The following is a 19,953-nucleotide window of genomic DNA, read 5'->3' as shown; positions in this document are numbered from 1 at the left end:
GGATGGAGGTAAGGATATGGCCACCGTCATCGATCGCCACAGCCAGCCGACCTGGCGCGACTTCCTCGAACTGACCAAGCCCAAGGTCGTGGTGCTGATGCTGATCACCTCGCTGATCGGCATGCTGCTCGCCACCAAGGCGCCGCTGGATGGCTTCGTGCCCTGGCAGGTGCTGATCTTCGGCAACCTCGGCATCGGCCTTTGTGCCGGCGCGGCGGCGGCGGTCAACCATGTGGTGGACCGGCGCATCGACTCGATCATGGCGCGGACCCACAAGCGGCCGCTGGCCGAGGGCCGGGTGTCGCCGAGCATGGCGCTGGGCTTCGCGCTGCTCCTGGCGCTGGCCGGGATGGCCGTGCTGCTGGCCTTCACCAACCCGCTGACGGCCTGGCTGACCCTCGCCTCGCTGCTCGGCTATGCGGCGCTCTACACCGGCTTCCTGAAGCGCGCCACGCCGCAGAACATCGTCATCGGCGGGCTCGCCGGGGCGGCGCCGCCGCTGCTCGGCTGGGTCGCCATCACCGGCCACCTGAGCGCCGAGCCGCTGTTGCTGGTACTGATCATCTTCGCCTGGACCCCACCGCACTTCTGGGCGCTATGCATCCACCGCAAGGACGAATACGCCAAGGCCGACATCCCGATGCTGCCGGTGACCCACGGCGAGCGCTACACCAAGCTGCACATCCTGCTCTATACCCTGGTGCTGTTCGCGGTGAGCCTGATGCCGTTCGTCATCCACATGAGCGGGCTGGTCTATCTGCTCTGCGCCCTGGCCCTGGGCGCGCGCTTCCTCGACTGGGCCTGGGCGCTCTACTGTGACAGCCGGCCACATGCGGCGATAAAGACCTTCAAGTACTCTATCGTCTACCTGTTCCTGCTGTTCATGGCGCTGCTGGTGGACCACTATCTGCCGCTGAAGCTGCTTCTCTGATCCCACTCTAGAGCCTTGCCCACCCATGACTCGAGTCAACAAGACCGTCCTCGTCCTCGTCGCCCTGGTCGCCCTGGTCCTCGGCCTCACCGTGCACAAGGTGCTCACCGCCCAGCGCCAGGCCGATCCCACCGTGCTGCTCGACGCCGGCATCGTGATCCTGCCGCAGACGCGCAAGGTGCCGGCGCTGGAGTTCACCAACCAGGACGGCCAGGCGGTCAGCACCGCCAGTCTCAAGGGTCGCTGGCACCTGCTGTTCTTCGGCTACACCTTCTGCCCCGATGTCTGCCCGACCACCCTCGCCCAGCTCCGCGAATTGCAGGGCAAGCTGCCGCAGGAGGTGCGCGACGACCTGCAGGTGGTATTCGTCAGCGTCGATCCGAACCGCGACACGCCGCAGCAGATCAAGCAATACCTGGGCTACTTCAACGCCGGCTTCCAGGGGCTCACCGGTACTCCGGAGAACATCCAGAAGCTGGCCAACGCCATGAGCATCCCCTACATCCCCGCCGACACCAGCAAGCCCAACTACACCGTCGACCACAGCGGCAACCTGGTGATCATCGGTCCGGACGGCGAGCAGCACGGCTTCATCCGCGCGCCGCTGAACAACGCCAAGCTGGAAGCCCAACTGCCCGGCGTGCTCAAGCCGCAGGCCTGATTCCCTTCCCTCCCCCCACCGTCCGCGGCGCTCCGGGCCTCAGGCCCGGCGCATGCCGATGTGCGGGATGTCGTCTTCCAGGTAGACCTCGGTGACCGCGACGAAGCCATAGCGGCCGTAGTAGGCCTGCAGGTGGGCCTGGGCCGAGAGGTACACCGGGGTATCCAGCCAGAGGCGCTCCGCCGCCTGCAGCGCGCGTTCCATCAACTGGTGACCAAGCCCCTGGCCGCGCGCGGCCGAGGAACTGACCACTCGGCCGATCACCACCTGGCCCTCGTGGCGAACCGGGTCCAGCAGGCGCAGGTAGGCGAGCAACTGGCCGTCGCGCCAGGCCATCAGGTGATGGGTATCGCCGACCAGGTCGAGGCCGTCGACTTCCTGGTAGGGGCATTTCTGTTCCACCACGAAGACCTCGGTGCGCAATTGCAGCAGTGCGTAGAGTTCCTTCAGGGTGAGGTCGGCGTGGTGCTTGCAGGTCCAGTCGAGCGACATGGTCGGGATTCCGGGACAGGGGACAGGAACGCGGTTATGCCATGGGCGGCGGGCCGCTGGAAAGGCGTGGCCGGTCGGTTTCGTTTCAGAACCCACGCGGCTATCCTTTGCCGAACGGCTGGAGGTGTCTCATGCGTTGGGAAGAACTGAGCGAACAACCCTGTTCGCTGGCGCGGGTGCTGGCGATCCTCGGCGATCGCTGGACCCTATTGGTATTGCGCGACTGCTTTCTCGGCGTGCGCCGTTTCGACGACTTCGAGCGCAGCCTCGGCGTGACCCGCCACGTCCTCGCCGACCGCCTCAAGCGCCTTGTCGAAGCGGAGATACTGGCCAAGGTGCCCTACCAGGAACGGCCGCTGCGCGAGGAGTACCGGCTTACCGAGAAAGGGATGGAACTGTACCCGGCCATCCTTTCCCTGGTGAACTGGGGCGACCGCCACCTCGCCGGCGTCGAGGGGCCGCCGCTGGAGCATGTGCACAAGCATTGCGGCCAGCACATGCATGGCGTGCTGGTCTGTTCCGAATGCGGTGAGCCGCTGCACGCGCGGGACGTGACGGTACGCGAGGGGCTGTTCTGGAAGGGGCGCCTGCTGCGGCGCGGCTGAGCGTTCCAGGCCTGGCCGCCGACGCGAATCGGCGGATAACGCCGATGGCGTTACGGCAGGAAGGACGCTGTCGTACCAGGCTCCGCCGACCGGTCCCCGCTCTTCAGGGAGAGGACGTGCCGGGCAGGCCGGGACAGGCAGAGTAATTGGTGCGCGGATATCACTCGAGCCCTTGCCAGTTGACAAGTTCCTTTTAAGAACTAACTATCGTCTCTATTGGGTTCTAAAAAAGAACTAACAAGAGAGGCCTCTGCAATGACCCAGCGCAAAGCGGTTCTGGTAATGGGCGCCGGCGACGCCACCGGTGGCGCCATCGCCCGGCGGTTCGCCCGCGAGGGCTACGTGGCGTGCGTCGCCCGGCGCAACGCGGAGAAGCTGGAGCCGCTGGTGCAGGCCATCCGCGACCAAGGCGGCGAGGCCCTGGCCTGCGGCTGCGACGCACGCCAGGAGCAGCAGGTGATCGACCTCTTCGCCCGCATCGAGGGTGAGGTCGGTGCGCTGGAGGCGGTGATCTTCAACGTCGGCGCCAACGTCTGGTTCCCGATCACCGAAACCACCGAACGGGTCTATCGCAAGGTCTGGGAGATGGCCGCCTTCGGCGGCTTCCTCACCGGCCGCGAGGCGGCGCGGGTGATGCTGCCGCGGCAGCGCGGAACGATCATCTTCACTGGCGCCACCGCCTCGTTGCGCGGCCGCGCGCATTTCGCCGCGTTCTCCGGCGCCAAGTTCGCCCTGCGTGCCCTGGCCCAGAGCATGGCGCGCGAGCTGGGGCCGAAGGGCATCCACGTCGCCCACCCGATCATCGACGGCGCCATCGACACCGACTTCATCCGCGAAACCCTGCCCGAGCTGTACAAGCGCAAGGAGCAGGACGGCATCCTCGATCCCGAGCACATCGCCGAGACCTACTGGCAGATCCACTGCCAGCCGCGCGACTGCTGGGTACACGAACTGGACCTGCGCCCCTGGATGGAAACCTTCTGATCCCCGCCACGGAAAGAGCCACGCATGAGCAAGCAAATCGAGTTCTTCTTCGACTTCGGCAGTCCCACCACTTACCTCGCCTGGACCCAACTGCCGCGCATCGCCGCCGCCCATGGCGCGAGCATCGCCTGGCGGCCGATGCTGCTGGGCGGCGTGTTCAAGGCCACCGGCAACCATTCGCCGATCGAGGTGCCGGCCAAGGGGCGCTACACCCTCCACGACCTGGCGCGCTATGCGAAACGCTACGGCGTGCCGCTGGCCTTCAACCCGGCCTTCCCGATCAACACCCTGACGCTGATGCGCGGCGCCCAGGGCTATCTCGGCGGCGAAGGGTTCCATCCCTACCTGAAAGCGGTGTTCGAAGCGTTGTGGGTACGACAGCAGAACCTCGGCAAGCCCGAGGTGGTCGCCCAGGTGTTGGCGGAGGCCGGGTTCGATCCGGATGAGTTCCTCCGCCTGGTTGGCGACGAGCAGGTCAAGGAGGGGCTCAAGGCGACCACCGAAGAGGCGGTGCGGCGCGGCGTCTTCGGCGCGCCCAGCTTCTTCGTCGGCGACCAGTTGTTCTTCGGCCAGGATCGCCTCGATTTCGTCGCCGAGGCCCTTGCCGGCTGACCTCCCCTTCCCCGCGGCGAGCCGCTCTGGCCCGCCGCCTTGCGCCATCCGAGCGCCCTTCTCCCGGCTGCGGCCCGCGCGTGCCGCGGTTCCTGGCCATTCGTCGCGCCCGCCGATAGCGGCTTGTCAGGCCGACTTCTTTGCGTATAGGCTGAACTGGTCAGACCGGTAATACCACAATAAAAATGCGTTCATCGCCCGCCTCCGCGAGGCCCGATGGAAGCGCCGAATGGAGACTCCTGCGATGTTCATCAAGCGCTGTTCCCGCTCGATATTCCTGCAAGTCGTGATTGGCCTGGTGATAGGCGTCATCTGCGGGGTCGGCATTCCCGACCTGGCCGTGCAGATGAAGCCGCTGGGCGATGGCTTCATCAAGCTGATCAAGATGCTCATCGCACTGATCGTCTTCTGCGTGGTGGTCAACGGCATCTCCGGCGCCGGCGACCTGAAGAAGGTCGGCCGCATCGGCCTGAAGTCGGTGATCTATTTCGAAATCCTCACCACCATCGCCCTGGTCCTCGGCCTGGTGGTCGCCTACAGCCTGGGCCTGGGCAGCGGCGCCAACATCCATCTCAACGAACTGCCCGCCGGCGACGTCGCCCTGTATACCGGGCGCACCCAGGAAATCCATGGCCCCGTGGCATTCCTCATGGGCCTGATCCCGACCTCTGTGTTCAGCGCCTTCGCCGAGAACGACATCCTCCAGGTCCTGCTGTTCTCCGTGCTGTTCGGCAGCGCCCTGAACCTGGTCGGCGAGCAGGCCAGCGGCGTGGCCCGCCTGATCAACGAATTCAGCCACATCGTGTTCCGCATCATGGGCATGATCGTGCGCCTGGCACCGCTCGGCGTGTTCGGCGCGGTGGCCTTCACCACCGCCCGCTACGGCGTCGACTCGCTCAGCCACCTGGGCGCGCTGGTGCTGGTGTTCTACGCCACCTGCCTGGTCTTCGTCATGGCGGTGCTCGGTAGCGTCCTGCGTCTCTCCGGGGTGCGCATGCTGCCGTTCCTGCGCTACTTCCGCGAAGAGCTGATGATCGTGATGGGCACCGCCTCCTCCGACGCGGTGCTGCCGCAGGTGATGCGCAAGCTCGAGCACATGGGCATCCGCAGCTCCACGGTAGGCCTGGTGATTCCCACCGGCTACTCGTTCAACCTCGATGGATTCTCGATCTACCTGACCCTGGCGGTGGTGTTCATCGCCCACGTCACCGGCACGCCGCTGGCGATGACCGACCTGGTCACCATCCTGCTGGTTTCGCTGGTGACCTCCAAGGGCGCCCACGGCATTCCCGGCTCGGCCCTGGTGATCCTCGCCGCCACCCTCACCGCGGTGCCGGCGATCCCGGTGGCCGGCCTGGTGCTGGTGCTTTCGGTGGACTGGTTCATGGGCATCGGTCGCGCGCTGACCAACCTGATCGGCAACTGCGTGGCCACCGTGACCATCGCCCGCTGGGAAAACGACATCGATATGCCGCGCGCGCAGGCCATACTCGACGGGCGCCTGGAGGCGCCGGCCAAGGCCGACGGCGAGCCGCTCAAGCGCAGCGCGGTGGCCGGGGAAGGCAAGCTGCATGGCTGACGCGCCGAGGCGCGTTGCACGTCCGATTGGCAAGTAAAGGGAGGCGACATGTTTTCTTCGTCCAAGCTGGTCAACGCGGTTGCCCAGCGCCTGCTCGACACCATCGAGCAGGGTCGCTGGGTCGCCGGCCAGATGTTGCCCGGCCAGCGCGAGCTGGCTGAGCAGATGGAAATCAGCCGGCCGAGCCTGCGCGAGGCGATCATGGTCCTGGAGACCCTGGGCGTGGTCCGTTCGCTGCCGGGCAAGGGCGTGATGGTCCTCGAACGCAGCGAGCCGCTGCGCGAGGTCGCGGCGCCCGGCGAGGCGACCATGGAAGACGTCCTGCAACTGCGCTATGCGCTGGAGCCGTTCATCGTCGGCATCGTCGCGCAGAGCGCCGGGGCGGCGGAGATCAGCGAACTGCGGCTGTTGCTGCTGGACCTGCGCGAAGCGGTCGAGGATGGCGACCCGCAGGCTCTGGTGGAGGCCTACACGGCCTTCCACCGGCGCCTGGTGAAGCTCACCTCGAACCCGATCTTCCTCAGCGTTTCCGAACAGATCGGCAGCGCCCTGGAACGCAGCGACAACCTGGTCCGCCGCCAGCCGGAATACGCCGAGGAGATCCTCCAGGAACACGACGCCATCCTCCGCGCGATCCGCCAGCACGACAGCGAGCGGGCGAGCCAGGCGATGCGCCAGCACATCCTCAACGAAGGCGCGCGCCTGAACATCGACCTGCGCTTGCCGCAGGTCTGATCGCCCGCGCCAGGGTTCCAACCCGGGTCCGTCGCGGCGCCCGGACGGCTTTCGTCCGCGGCCTGCGATGGCCCACAAGCACGACTCGACAGGTGTGAACATGGTCGGATTCGACGCACGTACCCAGCAGGGCGCCGCGCTGCGCCCCACCAGCCATTTCGTCTACGAAAGCATCTACACGGCGATCCTGGAAAAGCGCCTGGCGCCGGCCGCCAAGCTGAGCAAGGAAACCCTCGGGCAGATCTTCCGGGTCAGCAACGGCACCATCCAGCGTGCCCTCACCCGTCTCGCCGAGGACGGCGCGGTGGTGATGCCGCCGAAGGAGGTCGCCAGCGTCGCCCGCCCGGACGAGCGCCAGGCGCGGCAGGTGCTGGACGCGCGCCTGCTGGTGGAAAGCGAAGTGGTGCGGCAACTGCCCGCGGGGCTGGATCCCGCCGCCCTTGCCGAGCTGCGGGCGCTGGTCGACGAGGAGCAGGCTTGCCTCGCGGCCCGCGACAGCGCCGGGCTGATCCGTCTCGCCGGGCGCTTCCACCTGCGCCTGGCCGAACTGACCGAGAATCCCTTGCTGCAGGGTTTCGTCCGCGGCCTGGTGGCACGCGCCTCGCTGGACATCGCGCTGAACAAGGGGGCGGTCTATACCGCCGAGGCCTGCGCCGCGCAGCGCGCCTTGCTCGATGCCCTGGAGGACGGCGACAGCGCGGCGGCGGCTGCGCTGATGGACGCTTACCTGCGAGGCCTGTTCGCCCGCATGCGCTTCCTGCCGCCACCTACCACCGACCTGCGCGAGGCATTCGGCATGAAGGCCCCTCGTGGGGAAAAACGCCGGAGGGCCTGACCTCCCCGGCCGCCGCCTACCAGATCTGGCAGGCGGTGGTGGCTGGTGGCCAGCCTATAGTGAAGCGGGTCAGGGATGGCGCCGTGCTGGTCGAAGTAGCCAAGGGTCCGTTGTGAGCGCCCGGTCCTGTCCGTGACGTCCTACAGGAAGCTGTGAACGCATGGTTAACGGAGATCGACATGGCATACGCAGAATGGATCGCAGTGAAGGTCGTGGTATCCAAATCCATCGGCACGGTGGGCATCCGCAACGCCACCTTGCAATGGGGCAAGTTCTACCGCTACACCAACAAGGACGACGAGATTTCCACCGAGGAAGTCAGCAGCATGAACGTGCAGGCCGGCAGCCCGCAATGGATCGCCTCCTGCGGACGGGAGAACGCTTCGTCCGGCACCCAGGGCAGCTTCGACTGCTACGACGGCAACACCAAGATGGGCACCTTCAGCTGGGATGACCCGTGGAAATCCGGCGCCACCAACACCTGGGGCTTCACGCCGGCATCGGCGGACTATGCCGGCATCACCAGCGGCGGCAACGCCACGGGCACGGATATCGGCGAGGTCACCCTGACCCTCGGCCGCTTCTCCTGACGGTACCTGGAGCTGGCCGGCAGTCCGTCGGTCAGCTCCAGCGCTCATCCCCGTCCGTGGCGAACGCTCGCCGCAGCGCCTCGATGGCGACCTTCACCTTGGCCGGCTGGGCCTCGCGCCGTGGCGTCACCGCATAGATGCCGAGCCCGGGAATCCTCCACTCCGGCAATAGCTGTTGCAGGCGCCCGTCGTTCAGCGCGTCGCGCACCTCCGGCAGCGGCTGGTAGGACACGCCGAGTCCGTCGAGGGTGAACTGACGCACCGCGAGCATCCCGTTGGCGGCCACCCGTGGCTCCAGGCGCAGTTTGCAGACTTCCCCGCCCGGCCCGCTGAGCGTCAGGTGGTTGAGGTGGTTCGAGGTGTTCAGGGAAATCCAGTCGACCTCGGTCAACTGCTCCGGACGGTTGATGGGCGCCCGTTGGCGCAAATAGGCCGGCGCCGCGCAGAGCACGCTGCTCCAGTCGCCGAGGTGGCGCGCCACCAGGCTGGAGTCGGCGAGATTGCCGACGCGGATCGCCAGGTCGATGCGCTCGGCGACCAGATCGATGCGCTCGTCCTGGAAGAACAGTTGCAGGCGCAACTGGCGGTGGTTCTCCAGCAACGGTTTCAGCGCCTGGGTGATCAGCGTGCCGGAGAACCCCACCGGCGCCGCCAGGCGCAACTCGCCCACCGGCGCATCGCGCCATTCGCCAAGCCGCCGCTCGGCTTCCTCGGCGATCGCCAGCATCTGCGCGCAACTGCGATAGAACGCCTCGCCGGCCTCGGTCAGGGTCAGCCGGCGGGTGGTGCGATGCAGCAAAGTGACCTGGGCGCGGCTCTCCAGCTTGCGGATCTGCTGGCTGACTGCCGAAGGGGTCATGCCCAGGCTCTGGGCCGCGGCTGCCATCGAGCCCTTGTCCACCACAGTGGCGAAGATCGCCATGCCTTTCAGCGAATCCATGCCGGTTCCTCCTTGCGGGAGACTGCGCCTGGGGAAAAATCACCGGAAAAAGCGCGAGAAAGCATGCCCAGCGGGCGAGGTCGTCGGGTTTCGGAAAAATACGGATGCGTATGGGAGCGAAGCATAAGTCAGTTAAAGAACTAATCAGGTTGCAGTGGTCGCAAGTTGGTCGCTCTCATTTGTCTGGTCGAGAAATGTCCATTTCTTGTGAGTTATGGATGTTTTGTCCGAAATAAGTAACTACGTACAAGTCAAGGTAAATATTCGTTTTGAAACATCTTGTAACCGTGTGACCACTTTCAGGGGGTAATTTCGACCCTGTCGATGCGCAAAATCTGGATTTCCTTGCCTTTTACCCGAAAAGGGGCGCTGAACGGCCAGCGCTCCAGGGTCAGGGTGCGTACGCCTGGCACCTCGCTGGGCCGCCCTGCCCCCTGGTTGGCTACCTGCTGCAGCGGTTTCACCTGCTCGACGATGTCCTGGACGGCTTTCAGGGCTTTTTCCGGGCCGATCAGCACGACGTAATGGTCGTAGATGGCGTCCAGGTCGGCGGCCGCCTTGCGGGTCCACTTCAGGCTCATTGCAGCCCCCAGCGCTTCTCGATCTCGGCGTGCTCCAGCAGGCGACCGGCATTGGCATCGGCCAAGCCTTCATCGATGGCAGCGACCTGCCACTGCTGCCTTTCCAGGTACTGCGCGAGCGCCTGCCGCAGGTGATACGGGCGGTCGCGGTGGGTGGCGCGGGCCAGTTCGTCGAGGGCCGCGACCAGGGCGTCATCGGCGCGGAACGAGACTACGGTGCTCATTTTCTGATCAGCTTCGTTTTCGTTGTATACGGTGTTTACAGTGAAAACGAATGTATACGAAAGCCCTCGGGCGAGCAATCGCCAGGCTGTTTCGTCCGACGAAAAAACCTTTATCGATCAGTGGGTTGAATGAGGAGCCCGCCCCGGGCGGGGCGGGCGGAAGGGTAGCGCGGGATTACCAGGCCTGGTTGAAGTGGAAGCCCTGCCTGGGCGAGAAGCGGGTGTTGACGAGCTTGTAGCCTTCCTCGCCGCGTGGCTTGACCAGCGAGACCTGGCCGACCTGCGGTTGGGTGATCTGTTGCAGGGTGGTCAGGCTGGCCTGCTTGAGCACCTCGGGGTTCTTCGCCCAGTCCTTCACTTCGCGTGGCTTGACCTCGACGGTGACCAACCAGCCCTTTTCCACGGCCGGGCCGTAGTCGTCGGGCTTGGCGGGGTCCACCGAACGGACGCTGACGTCGAAGCCGCTGCTGTAGCAGAAGGCCTTCGACTCGGACTTGTAGTCCTCGCGGCCGGCGGGCGTGAGGTCGTAGGAATCGCCGTCGCGGCGCAGCAGGCCGACGCCGACCAGCGCGTCGTAGACCGCGGCGTTGCCTTTCGCCGGGCCGGGGCCGGAGAAGCTGTCGGAGAGCGTCACCGGGAAGGTCTTGAACAGGGTGGAGCTGGCGCAGGCGGGTTTGTCGAAGCCGCGCTCGGCGAGCAGGCGGGCGATCTCCTCGCTGGACGGAGCGGAGTCCGAGCAGGCGGCGAGGAACAACAGTGGGAGGGCGGCGACGAGGCCGCGCAGAACGCGTGTAGGCATGGGCATGTCCTTTGTCCATTGGCGCAGCCGGACCGGCTGCGCGGTGAATTCTAGCGGCTGTGGCACCATGGGCGCACATTCGACCCAAGGAGGAGAACCCATGCGCCTGCCTGCGAACCTCGGCCGCCTGCTGCCGGCCCTGTGCCTGGGCGTCCTGTTGAGCGCCTGCAGCACCTTCGGCCAGCGCGATCCGTTGCGTATCGACCTGGTCGGCCTGGAACCCCTGCCGGGGCAAGGCATGGAGATGCGCTTCATGGTCAAGCTGCGGGTACAGAACCCCAACGACGAGCCGATCGAATACAACGGCATCGCCCTCAACCTCGACGTCAACGGCCAGCCCCTGGCCAGCGGCGTCAGCGACCAGACCGGCGAGGTGCCGCGCTTCGGCGAGCGGGTGGTGAGCGTGCCGCTGACCGTCTCCGCCTTTTCCGCCTTCCGCCAGGCCTGGGGCCTGAGCAACAACGCGCCGACCCGGGGCATGCCCTACGTGGTGAAGGGCAAGCTCGCCGGAGGCCTGTTCGGCACCGTGCGCTTCAGCGAAAAGGGCACCCTCGACTTCTCCGGGCCGGCCGTCGGCGCGCCGAAGACCAAGGGGCTCTGAGGCGGTTCGGCAGGGGAGCGAGAAACCCTATATAATCTGCGGTTTTCGTCCCCTGCTGAAGAGAGAATGCCGTGAGCACGCTGCCGCCCTGTCCCCAATGCAACTCCGAATACACCTACGAGGATGGTGCGCTGCTGGTCTGCCCGGAGTGCGCCCATGAATGGTCGCCGAACGAGGCCGCTACGGCGTCCGATGATGGCAAGGTGATCAAGGATTCGGTGGGCAACGTTCTCCAGGACGGCGATACCATCACCGTGATCAAGGACCTGAAAGTGAAAGGCTCCTCGCTGGTGGTGAAGGTCGGCACCAAGGTGAAGAACATCCGCCTGGTGGACGGCGACCACGACATCGATTGCAAGATCGACGGCATTGGCGCGATGAAGCTGAAATCGGAATTCGTCAGGAAGGTCTGAGACGACCTTGCCTGAAGAAGCCCGGCCATTGGCCGGGCTTTTCTTTGGAGGGCTGTCTGGGTTCTTCCCCCGGTGGTGGACTCAGACCCGCGCCGTCTTCCCGGCGTAGTCCTCGCCGAGGCGCGGCTTGCGTCGCGCGTTGAGCAGCCCGAGGCAGACGGTGAAGATCGTCAGCAGAGCGGTGGCGAACACCTCGTGACGGTGCTCCGGCATGATCAGCATGATGCTCAGCGCGGCGACGATGAACAGGATCACCGCCCAGGTCAGCCAGGGATACAGCCACATGCGGAACTCGATGGGCTGGCCGCTGACCTGCAATTGCTTGCGCATGCGCAACTGGGCCACGGCGATCACCAGGTACACCAGTAGCGCCACGGCGCCGGAGCTGGCGAGGAGGAAGGTGAAGACCTTCTCCGGTGCGAAGTAGTTGACGATGGTGGTGAGGAAGCCCACCGCGGTGCTGGCCAGCACCGCCGGGCGTGGTACGTGGGCGGTGTTGGTCAGCTTGAGCACGCTCGGGGCGTCGCCGCGCTTGGCCAGGGAGAAGACCATCCGCGACGAGGTGTAGATCGCCGAGTTCAGGCAGCTGGCCACGGCGACCAGTACCACCAGGTCGACGATCAGCTTGGCGTGCGGGATGTCCAGCAGCTCCAGGGCGCGCTGGTAGGAGCCGACCTGGATCAGCAGCGGGTCGTTCCACGGCACGATGGAGATCACGATGAAGATCGACACCAGGTAGAACAGGCCGATCCGCCAGATCACCGAGTTGGTGGCGCGGGTGATCTGCTTCGCCGGGTCCTTGGACTCGGCGGCGGCGATGGTGACGATCTCGGTACCCATGAAGCTGAACATGGTCGTCAGCAGGGCGCCGAGCACCGCGCCGTAGCCGTTCGGCACGAAGCCGCCGTGGCTCGCCATCAGGCTGGACAGGCCGCTGACCTCGCGTTCCGGCAGGCCGCCGACGATGGCCACCGCGCCGAGCACGATGAAGGCGATGATGGCGATCACCTTGAGCAGCGCGAACCAGAATTCGAACTCGCCGTAGCGGGCCACGCTGAAGAGGTTGGTGACGGTGAGCAGGAAGGTCACCGCGAGGGCGAAGATCCAGGTGTCGATGGCCGGGAACCAGGCGTTGAGGATGGCCGCGGCGGCGATCGCTTCGAGGGGGATCACCAGCACCCAGAACCACCAGTAGAGCCAGCCGATGGTGAAACCGGCCCAGCGGCCGATGGAGCGATCGGCGTAGGTGGAGAAGGAACCGGTATCGGGGGAGGCGACCGCCATTTCGCCGAGCATGCGCATGACCAGCACCACCAGGGTGCCGGCGATCAGGTAGGCGAGCAGGGCGGCCGGGCCGGCGGCGGCGATGGCATGGCCGGAGCCGACGAACAGGCCGGCGCCGATCACCCCGGCGATCGACAGCATGGTGACGTGGCGTTGTTTCAGGCCGGGCGCGAGCGAGGCGTTGCGCTTGTTCGGCAGTTGTGAAGCCAGTACGACTTTGGACATCGTTGAGACCCTTTAATTGTTCTTGGGCAAGGTCTGGGCCGCCTTGTGGGCGACGCCATGGGTGCGGCCGTGGGTGAGGTTTCACGGCGGTGGAACGTTGCGGACTCCTGATTGCGGAAAAAGAAAAAAGGCATGGTCGTTACCGACCATGCCTGTTGTCGTCAGCCTTCAGAGGCTGGGGAAGGCGAATTGCGAGGCCTCGTGGCTGGCCCGCTGCGGCCAGCGCTGGGTGATGGCCTTGCGCCGGGTGTAGAAGCGCACGCCGTCCGGGCCGTAGGCGTGGAGGTCGCCGAACAGCGAGCGCTTCCAGCCGCCGAAGCTGTGGTAGGCTACCGGCACCGGCAGCGGGACGTTGACGCCGACCATGCCGACCTCGATCTCGTCGCAGAACAGGCGGGCGGCCTCGCCGTCGCGAGTGAAGATGCAGGTGCCGTTGCCGTATTCGTGGTCGTTGATCAACTGCATGGCCTCTTCCAGGCTGTTGACGCGAACCACGCACAGCACCGGGCCGAAGATCTCTTCCTTGTAGATGGTCATTTCCGGGGTCACCCGGTCGAACAGGCTGCCGCCGAGGAAGAAGCCGTTCTCGTGGCCGGCGACCTGGTAGCCGCGGCCGTCCACCACCAGCTCCGCGCCCTGGGCCACGCCGCTGTCGATGTAGCCGGTGACCTTGGCCTGCGCGGCGGCAGTGACCAGCGGGCCCATGTCGAGGCCGCAGGAAGTGCCGGCGCCGATCTTCAGCGCCTTGATCTGCGGAACCAGCTTGGCGATCAGCGCGTCGGCCACCTGGTCGCCGACGCATACCGCCACCGAGATCGCCATGCAGCGCTCGCCGCAGGAGCCGTAGGCGGCACCCATCAGCGCGCTGACGGCGTTGTCGAGGTCGGCGTCGGGCATCAGCACCGCATGGTTCTTCGCGCCGCCCAGGGCCTGCACGCGCTTGCCGCGCTTGGTGCCCTCGGCATAGATGTATTCGGCGATGGGGGTCGAGCCGACGAAGCTGATGGCTTTCACTTCCGGCGCCTGGAGCAGGCCGTCCACGGCTTCCTTGTCGCCGTGCACCACGTTCAGCACGCCCTTCGGCAGGCCGGCTTCGTGGAACAGCTCGGCGATCAGCAGGGTGGAGCTGGGGTCGCGCTCGGAGGGCTTGAGGATGAAGGTGTTGCCGCAGGCGATGGCCAGCGGGTACATCCACAGCGGCACCATCGCCGGGAAGTTGAACGGGGTGATCCCGGCGACCACGCCGATCGGCTGGAAGTCGCTCCAGGCGTCGATGTTCGGGCCGACGTTGCGGCTGTACTCGCCCTTGAGGATTTCCGGGGCGGCGCAGGCGTACTCGACGTTCTCGATGCCGCGCTTGAGTTCGCCGGCGGCGTCTTCCAGGGTCTTGCCGTGCTCTTCGCTGATCAGCTTGGAAATCCGCGCCTCGTTCTGCTCCAGCAGTTGCTTGAAGCGGTACAGCACCTGTGCGCGCTTGGCCGGCGGGGTGTTGCGCCAGGCCGGGAAGGCGGCCCTGGCGGCATCGATGGCTTTCTGCAGGGTCTTGCCGTCGGCCAGCGGGACCTTGTGGATGGCTTCGCCGGTGGAGGGGTTGAAGACGTCGGCGCTGCGGCCGTTGTCGGCGACCATTTCGCCGTTGATCAGGTGGTGGAGGGTGCCCATCTTGTCTTGTTCTCTCTTCGCTAGGGGTGACGAAAGGGCCGTGGCCCTTTCCCTTTACCCGCTCCCTGGGGAGCGGGTGCGGATTACTTGATCTCGGTCTCGACGAAGACCACTTCGTGTGCGCTGGCGTTGATCACGTTGTGCTCGACGCCGGCCTTGCGGAAGTAGGCCTGTCCGGCGACCAGCGGCGCGTGGCGGTCGCCCTCGGGGGTTTCCAGCAGCAGCGTGCCGTCGGTCAGCGGTACCACCACATAGTCGTGTCCGTGGCGGTGGCGCCCGGTTTCCGCGCCGGGGGCGAAGCGCCATTCGGTCACGATCACCTCGGCGTTGTCCACCTGCACGGTGGGTACGGCTTGCGGGCGGCCGCTCATCAGGCGATGCCGTTGAGCGCTTCGCCGACCGCGTCGAACAGGCGGTCCAGCTCTTCCGGCCTGGCGTTGAAGGTCGGGCCGAATTGCAGGGTATCGCCGCCGAAGCGCACGTAGAAACCCTGTTGCCAGAGCTTCATGCCGGCCTCGAACGGACGCACGGTCGGATCGCCGTCGCGCGGGGCGATCTGGATCGCGCCGGCCAGGCCGCAGTTGCGGATGTCGATGACGTTCTTCGCGCCTTGCAGGCCGTGCAGGACCTTCTCGAAGTGCGGCGCCAGTTCGGCGGACTGCTGCACCAGGTTGTCCCTGGCCAGGATGTCCAGCGCGGCGAGGCCGGCGGCGCAGGCGACCGGGTGCGCGGAGTAGGTGTAGCCGTGGCTGAACTCCACCGCGTGCTCGGGCAGCGCCTGGTTCATGAAGGTGTCGTAGATCTCGCTGCTGGCGATCACCGCGCCCATCGGCACGGCGCCGTTGGTGACCTGCTTGGCGACGTTCATCAGGTCCGGGGTGACGCCGAAGTACTCGGCGCCGCTGTAGGTGCCCAGGCGGCCGAAGGCGGTGATCACCTCGTCGAAGATCAGCAGGATGTTGTGCTGGTCGCAGATCTCGCGCAGGCGCTGCAGGTAGCCGACCGGCGGTACCAGTACGCCGGCGGAGCCGGACATCGGCTCGACGATCACCGCGGCGATGTTCGAGGCGTCGTGCAGTTCGATCAGCTTGAGCAGTTCGTTGGCCAGCTCGACGCCGCCGGTCTGGGCCATCCCGCGGGTGAACGCCATGCCTGGTTGCAGGGTGTGCGGCAGGTGGTCGACGTCCATCAACTGGCCGAACATCTTGCGGTTGCCGCCGATCCCGCCGAGGCTGGTGCCGGCGACGTTGACCCCGTGGTAGCCGCGGGCGCGGCCGATCAGCTTGGTCTTCTGCGGCTGGCCTTTCAGGCGCCAGTAGGCGCGGGCCATCTTGATCGAGGTGTCGGCGCACTCGGAGCCGGAACCGGTGAAGAACACGTGGTTCAGTTCGCCTGGCAGCAACCCGGCGATCTTCTCGGCCAACTGGAAGGACAGCGGATGGCCGTACTGGAAGCCCGGCGAGTAGTCGAGGGTGCCGAGCTGGCGAGCCACCGCCTCCTGGATTTCCTTGCGCGAGTGGCCGGCGCCGCAGGTCCACAGGCCGGACAGGCTGTCGTAGACCTTGCGGCCCTTGTCGTCGGTCAGCCAGCTGCCTTCGGCGGCGACGATGATCCGCGGGTCCTTCTGGAAGTTGCGGTTGGCGGAGAAGGGCATCCAGTGGGCGCGCAGGTTGAGTTCGCTGGAAACCGGCGGGGCCACGTTGAGCGGCTGGTTCATCGTTCGATCCTCGGGCTTTCTTGTTGGAAGGTTCCGCGCACGCGGCGGCGGAGCGTTGGGATCAAGCTTGGCCCTGACGAAAGGTTAGATAAAGCTTATTCTTCTCACGTTTAGTTTCGACTGGGTAAAACAATAATGGCCAAATCCCGCAACCCGTCGCTCGGCCAGGTCAGCGATTTCGATATCCGCCTGCTGCGCATCTTCAAGACCATCGTCGAGTGCGGCAGTTTCTCCGCCGCCGAGAGCACTCTCGGCCTCAGCCGCTCGGCGATCAGCCTGCACATGGGCGACCTGGAGAAGCGCCTGGGCATGCGCCTGTGCCAGCGCGGCCGCGCCGGCTTCGCCCTGACCGACGAGGGCCGCGAGGTCTATCGCGCGACCCAGACCCTGCTGGCGGCGCTGGAGGGGTTCCGCGCCGAGGTCAACGACCTGCACCAGCACCTGCGCGGCGAACTCAACATCGGCATCATCAACAACCTGGTGACCCTGCCGCAGATGCGCATCACCCACGCCCTCAGCGCGCTCAAGGGGCAGGGACCGCAGGTGCGGATCAACATCGGCATGACCACCCCCAACGAGATCGAACTGGGCGTGCTCGACGGCCACCTGCATGTCGGCGTGGTGCCGTTGATCAGTCCGCTGTCGGGGCTCGAGTACCTGCCGCTGTATGACGAGCACGCGCAGCTCTATTGCAGCCGCGGCCACGCACTGTTCGAACGCGCCGACGGCGATATCGCGGTGGACGAGGTGCTCGCCGCGGACGCCGTGGCGCCCAGCTACCGCCTGCCCGCCGAAGCCCAGGCGCGCCACCAGGAGCTGAACAACAGCGCCAGCGCCTCGGACCGCGAGGGCATGGCGTTCCTGATCCTGACCGGCAACTTCATCGGCTACCTGCCGTCGCACTACGCCGCCGACTGGGTCGCCGCCGGGATGCTGCGGCCCCTGCTGCCGGAGCGTTTCCACTACGCCATCGCGCTGACCATCGTGACCCGCAAGGGACGCCGGCCGAACCTGGTGCTGGAACGGTTCCTGGAGGCGGTGGCGGTGTCGTGAGGGCGCGGATGGAGTGACGCGAGCTTCGGCCGCCCGCCGAACGGCGTCTTTTCTCTACGGCGCGAGGAGGTGGCATGCAGCGACGGGCCGAGCCAACGCGGGAAAGAGGCTCTCAGCCCTTCGCATGGCGCCGCTCCCCCATCACCCAGGTCTCCGCCACCGCGCGGTCGTCGCCCAGGGTGTTCAGCACGAACAGGGTATCGGCCAGGCCGCGCGCATGCTCCATGCGCTGGGCGATCATCGGCGTGGCGGCCAGGTCGAGAGCGACGAAGTCGGCCTCGCGGCCGGGCAGGAAGTTACCGACCAGGCCGTCCAGGTCGAGCGCCCTGGCGCCGCCGAGGGTGGCCAGGTAGAGCGCCTGGAACGGATCGAGGCTGGTGCCGCGCAATTGCTGGATCTTGTAAGCGTCGGCGAGGTTGGCCAGCAGCGACAGGCTGGTGCCGCCGCCGACGTCGCTGCCGATGCCGACGCGGATGCCGTATTGCTGGGCGCGGCCAAGGTCGAACAGGCCGGAGCCGATGAACAGGTTGGAACTGGGACAGTGCGCCAGCGCCGCGTTCTTGTGCGCCAGGCAGCGGCATTCGCGTTCGGAGAGATGGATGCCATGGGCGAACACGCTGCGTTCGCCGACCAGGCCGGCGCGATGATAGACGTCCAGGTAGTCCTGTGCCTGGGGAAACAGCTCGCCGACCCAGGCGACTTCCTTGAGGTTCTCCGAAAGATGGGTGTGCAGGTAGACGCCGGGATACTCGTCCAGCAGGCGCGCCGCCGCGGCCAGTTGCTCGGGCGAGGAAGTCGGCGCGAAGCGTGGGGTGACCGCGTATTGCAGGCGCCCGTTGCCGTGCCAGCGCTCGATCAGCGCGCGGCTCTCGGCGTAGCCGCTGGCCGCGGTATCGCACAGCGCCGGCGGCGCGTTGCGGTCCATCAGCACTTTGCCGGCGATCATCCGCAGGCGGCGCTTCTGCGCGGCCTGGAAGAATGCCTCGGCGGATACCGCATGGACCGTGCCGAACACCAGCGCGGTAGTGGTGCCGTGGCGCAGCAGTTCGTCGAGGAACAGCTCGGCCTGGGCGGCGGCGTAGCCGGCATCGGCGAAGCGCTGCTCGGCGGGAAAGGTGTGGGTTTCCAGCCAGTCCAGCAGTTGGGTGCCGTAGGAGGCGATCACTCCGAGTTGCGGGTAATGCACATGGCAGTCGACGAAGCCGGGCAGCAGCAGGCGCTGCGGATGCTCCTCCAGCGGCAGGTCGGCGGGCAGTTGTGGCAGCAGGTAGGCTGCGTGATCGAGCGCGCGCACGTGGCCGTGTTCGATCCACAGCAGGCCGTCCTCGAAATACTCCCAGGCCTTGTCGCCGAGCTTCGCCGGGTCGCCGAGGAAATGCAGGATCCGCCCGCGATGGGCCGAACTGCTCATCGCGCTCCCGCCGTGGTCGGAGCGCAGGACAAGTGGGGGGACGAAGTTGCCAGCAGGTACTGCATCGTTCATCTCCTCTGCTGCCGGAACGGCGCTTTCGCCTCTTTAGTCCGGGAAATCGCCGGAAATATCCCGTCCTTGGCACGTGATCCCGCGGTGCAGGACGGATGACCGCCTAGCGGTCATCCGTCCTGCACATGGCTGCCGCCATTATGCACTGTGCGCATGCTGTGGATAAGTCTGTGTGTAGCGCGTGTGCGGAGAGATTGCACGAGCCATTGCGGGATGCGCCCATCTGGCTGCCGGCAGGCGATCCGCGAAAAGCGTTCCGGCACCTTGAATCCGCCTTGCGAAATGCCCGGTCGGCAACTGGCGCTTCTGTGGGTTTGTCTGTGGAAAAGCTGTTCGCATTCCCCGTTGAAAAAATGCCTTCGGCGGTCGGGGGAAAGGCGTTGGACGGGGCCGCAGGATTTCTCCCGGTTGGCGAAAGAGCCAGGGAAAAGGCGCTGTGGAATGCGCCACGACGGTGCGTCGCGAAACTGTGGACAGTGGATCCACCCATGGCGCCGCCGAGCATGCTTCCGTCGATCGCCGCGGACTTTCCTGAAAAGCCGGAAAACCCAGTATTCATGGGCGTTCTGGCGTCGAAAGGGGAAGTCCTGGAGACATTTTCACGGGCATTCCCGTTCCGCGGGTTTCCTGTGGAAAAGCTGTTGGCAAACTGTGCCGGAAGCGGGCCGCCGGGGCTGCCCCAGGGATTCGGCCGAGCCATGGCTTGGCCGGGAGAGGTCGTTCTGCCGGGTTCCTCCGAACGGCTGTAGATATCTTGTGGATAAAGCTGTTGGCAAAGTGTTGGAGAAAATGCCTTGCCAGGTCGCGCTCATGGCCTGCCGGGTTGGCTGTTTTCTGTCCATCGCCGATGTTGCGAAAATTGCCGGGACGGTCGGCGCGGGAGGCTTCCCAAGGTCCCGGATGGGCTCCCGACACGCTGTGGATAACTCTGTGAGCAAGGTGGTGAT

Annotated in this window: 23 protein-coding genes; 13 read left to right on the top strand and 10 right to left on the bottom strand. The window is 66.1% G+C overall.

From position 1 onward, the window contains the following. The first annotated feature begins 16 nt into the window (after positions 1-16). Both cyoE and senC read left to right on the top strand, forming a co-directional pair. Complete coding sequence (gene cyoE / locus HMPREF2581_RS07200) at positions 17-931, top strand: heme o synthase (RefSeq protein ID WP_003083746.1); 915 nt, start codon at positions 17-19, stop codon at positions 929-931. A 25-nt stretch (positions 932-956) separates the two neighbouring features. Further along, on the top strand, positions 957-1,592 hold the full coding sequence (senC, locus tag HMPREF2581_RS07195; protein ID WP_003083748.1) for a cytochrome c oxidase copper chaperone SenC: 636 nt from the start codon (positions 957-959) through the stop codon (positions 1,590-1,592). A gap of 39 nt (positions 1,593-1,631) precedes the next feature. Here the strand turns inward: senC and HMPREF2581_RS07190 are convergent, their stop codons facing one another. Beyond that, the gene (locus HMPREF2581_RS07190) at positions 1,632-2,084 is read right to left on the bottom strand and encodes a GNAT family N-acetyltransferase (RefSeq protein WP_003083750.1); all 453 of its coding nucleotides are present in this window, start codon (positions 2,082-2,084) and stop codon (positions 1,632-1,634) included. Positions 2,085-2,215: 131 nt separating this feature from the next. On the opposite strand from HMPREF2581_RS07190, the gene HMPREF2581_RS07185 reads away from it, so the two are divergent. The 7 genes from HMPREF2581_RS07185 (at position 2,216) to HMPREF2581_RS07155 (ending at position 8,024) form a co-directional block, all read left to right on the top strand. Continuing rightward, entirely contained in the window at positions 2,216-2,689 is a 474-nt protein-coding gene (locus HMPREF2581_RS07185; protein ID WP_003083753.1) for a winged helix-turn-helix transcriptional regulator, read from the top strand. Between the two features lie 255 nt (positions 2,690-2,944). Beyond that, positions 2,945-3,673 carry an SDR family oxidoreductase gene (locus HMPREF2581_RS07180; RefSeq protein ID WP_003083755.1) on the top strand — a complete coding sequence of 243 codons (729 nt, stop codon included), beginning with the start codon at positions 2,945-2,947 and terminating at the stop codon, positions 3,671-3,673. A gap of 24 nt (positions 3,674-3,697) precedes the next feature. Beyond that, a complete protein-coding gene (locus tag HMPREF2581_RS07175; RefSeq protein WP_003083757.1) occupies positions 3,698-4,285 on the top strand; it encodes a 2-hydroxychromene-2-carboxylate isomerase in 588 nt (195 codons plus the stop codon). Positions 4,286-4,514: 229 nt separating this feature from the next. Further along, positions 4,515-5,864: a C4-dicarboxylate transporter DctA gene (locus tag HMPREF2581_RS07170; RefSeq protein ID WP_003137006.1), complete on the top strand. Its 1,350-nt coding sequence runs from the start codon at positions 4,515-4,517 to the stop codon at positions 5,862-5,864. A gap of 48 nt (positions 5,865-5,912) precedes the next feature. Further along, on the top strand, positions 5,913-6,599 hold the full coding sequence (locus tag HMPREF2581_RS07165; protein ID WP_003083762.1) for a FadR/GntR family transcriptional regulator: 687 nt from the start codon (positions 5,913-5,915) through the stop codon (positions 6,597-6,599). Positions 6,600-6,699: 100 nt separating this feature from the next. Continuing rightward, on the top strand, positions 6,700-7,434 hold the full coding sequence (locus tag HMPREF2581_RS07160) for a GntR family transcriptional regulator (protein WP_003110658.1): 735 nt from the start codon (positions 6,700-6,702) through the stop codon (positions 7,432-7,434). 179 nt (positions 7,435-7,613) lie between these two features. Next, the gene (locus HMPREF2581_RS07155) at positions 7,614-8,024 is read left to right on the top strand and encodes an aegerolysin family protein (RefSeq protein WP_003110659.1); all 411 of its coding nucleotides are present in this window, start codon (positions 7,614-7,616) and stop codon (positions 8,022-8,024) included. A gap of 31 nt (positions 8,025-8,055) precedes the next feature. Here the strand turns inward: HMPREF2581_RS07155 and HMPREF2581_RS07150 are convergent, their stop codons facing one another. The 4 genes from HMPREF2581_RS07150 to HMPREF2581_RS07135 all read right to left on the bottom strand — a co-directional run bounded on the left by HMPREF2581_RS07150 (position 8,056) and on the right by HMPREF2581_RS07135 (position 10,568). Further along, on the bottom strand, positions 8,056-8,964 hold the full coding sequence (locus tag HMPREF2581_RS07150; protein WP_003083769.1) for a LysR family transcriptional regulator: 909 nt from the start codon (positions 8,962-8,964) through the stop codon (positions 8,056-8,058). Between the two features lie 299 nt (positions 8,965-9,263). Continuing rightward, positions 9,264-9,545: a type II toxin-antitoxin system toxin ParE gene (gene parE, locus HMPREF2581_RS07145; protein ID WP_003083773.1), complete on the bottom strand. Its 282-nt coding sequence runs from the start codon at positions 9,543-9,545 to the stop codon at positions 9,264-9,266. After that, positions 9,542-9,769: a CopG family ribbon-helix-helix protein gene (locus HMPREF2581_RS07140; RefSeq protein ID WP_003137009.1), complete on the bottom strand. Its 228-nt coding sequence runs from the start codon at positions 9,767-9,769 to the stop codon at positions 9,542-9,544. The genes parE and HMPREF2581_RS07140 overlap by 4 nt, the downstream gene beginning before the upstream one ends. Positions 9,770-9,944: 175 nt before the next feature. Next, positions 9,945-10,568, bottom strand: coding sequence for a hypothetical protein (locus HMPREF2581_RS07135; RefSeq protein ID WP_003137011.1), 624 nt, complete (start codon positions 10,566-10,568; stop codon positions 9,945-9,947). Between the two features lie 100 nt (positions 10,569-10,668). Here HMPREF2581_RS07135 and HMPREF2581_RS07130 point away from each other — a divergent pair, with 100 nt between their 5' ends. Then, positions 10,669-11,169 carry an LEA/WHy family protein gene (locus HMPREF2581_RS07130; RefSeq protein ID WP_003137013.1) on the top strand — a complete coding sequence of 167 codons (501 nt, stop codon included), beginning with the start codon at positions 10,669-10,671 and terminating at the stop codon, positions 11,167-11,169. A 71-nt stretch (positions 11,170-11,240) separates the two neighbouring features. Continuing rightward, a complete protein-coding gene (locus HMPREF2581_RS07125; RefSeq protein WP_003101229.1) occupies positions 11,241-11,582 on the top strand; it encodes a zinc ribbon domain-containing protein YjdM in 342 nt (113 codons plus the stop codon). A gap of 81 nt (positions 11,583-11,663) precedes the next feature. On the opposite strand, the gene gabP is transcribed toward HMPREF2581_RS07125, so the two are convergent. From gabP to bauA, 4 genes are all read right to left on the bottom strand, one after another. After that, on the bottom strand, positions 11,664-13,091 hold the full coding sequence (gabP, locus tag HMPREF2581_RS07120) for a GABA permease (RefSeq protein ID WP_003137015.1): 1,428 nt from the start codon (positions 13,089-13,091) through the stop codon (positions 11,664-11,666). A 168-nt stretch (positions 13,092-13,259) separates the two neighbouring features. Then, positions 13,260-14,753: a CoA-acylating methylmalonate-semialdehyde dehydrogenase gene (locus HMPREF2581_RS07115; protein WP_003101230.1), complete on the bottom strand. Its 1,494-nt coding sequence runs from the start codon at positions 14,751-14,753 to the stop codon at positions 13,260-13,262. Positions 14,754-14,836: 83 nt separating this feature from the next. Next, positions 14,837-15,124 carry a beta-alanine degradation protein BauB gene (gene bauB, locus HMPREF2581_RS07110; protein WP_003083790.1) on the bottom strand — a complete coding sequence of 96 codons (288 nt, stop codon included), beginning with the start codon at positions 15,122-15,124 and terminating at the stop codon, positions 14,837-14,839. Then, a complete protein-coding gene (gene bauA, locus HMPREF2581_RS07105) occupies positions 15,124-16,470 on the bottom strand; it encodes a beta-alanine--pyruvate aminotransferase (protein ID WP_003101231.1) in 1,347 nt (448 codons plus the stop codon). The genes bauB and bauA overlap by 1 nt, the downstream gene beginning before the upstream one ends. A 135-nt stretch (positions 16,471-16,605) precedes the next feature. Between bauA and bauR the strand changes: the two genes are divergently transcribed. Further along, the gene (bauR, locus tag HMPREF2581_RS07100; protein WP_003083805.1) at positions 16,606-17,523 is read left to right on the top strand and encodes an HTH-type transcriptional activator BauR; all 918 of its coding nucleotides are present in this window, start codon (positions 16,606-16,608) and stop codon (positions 17,521-17,523) included. A 112-nt stretch (positions 17,524-17,635) separates the two neighbouring features. Here bauR and guaD read toward each other — a convergent pair whose 3' ends face one another. Beyond that, positions 17,636-19,006 carry a guanine deaminase gene (guaD, locus tag HMPREF2581_RS07095; protein ID WP_003137018.1) on the bottom strand — a complete coding sequence of 457 codons (1,371 nt, stop codon included), beginning with the start codon at positions 19,004-19,006 and terminating at the stop codon, positions 17,636-17,638. A 320-nt stretch (positions 19,007-19,326) separates the two neighbouring features. Here guaD and HMPREF2581_RS33290 point away from each other — a divergent pair, with 320 nt between their 5' ends. Then, positions 19,327-19,755: a hypothetical protein gene (locus tag HMPREF2581_RS33290; RefSeq protein ID WP_170868949.1), complete on the top strand. Its 429-nt coding sequence runs from the start codon at positions 19,327-19,329 to the stop codon at positions 19,753-19,755. The last annotated feature ends 198 nt before the right edge of the window (positions 19,756-19,953 follow it).

It is taken from the genome of Pseudomonas sp. HMSC057H01 (assembly GCF_001836405.1).
GTDB classification, from domain to species: domain Bacteria; phylum Pseudomonadota; class Gammaproteobacteria; order Pseudomonadales; family Pseudomonadaceae; genus Pseudomonas; species Pseudomonas aeruginosa.
This window is presented reverse-complemented; position numbering and strand designations above follow the sequence as displayed.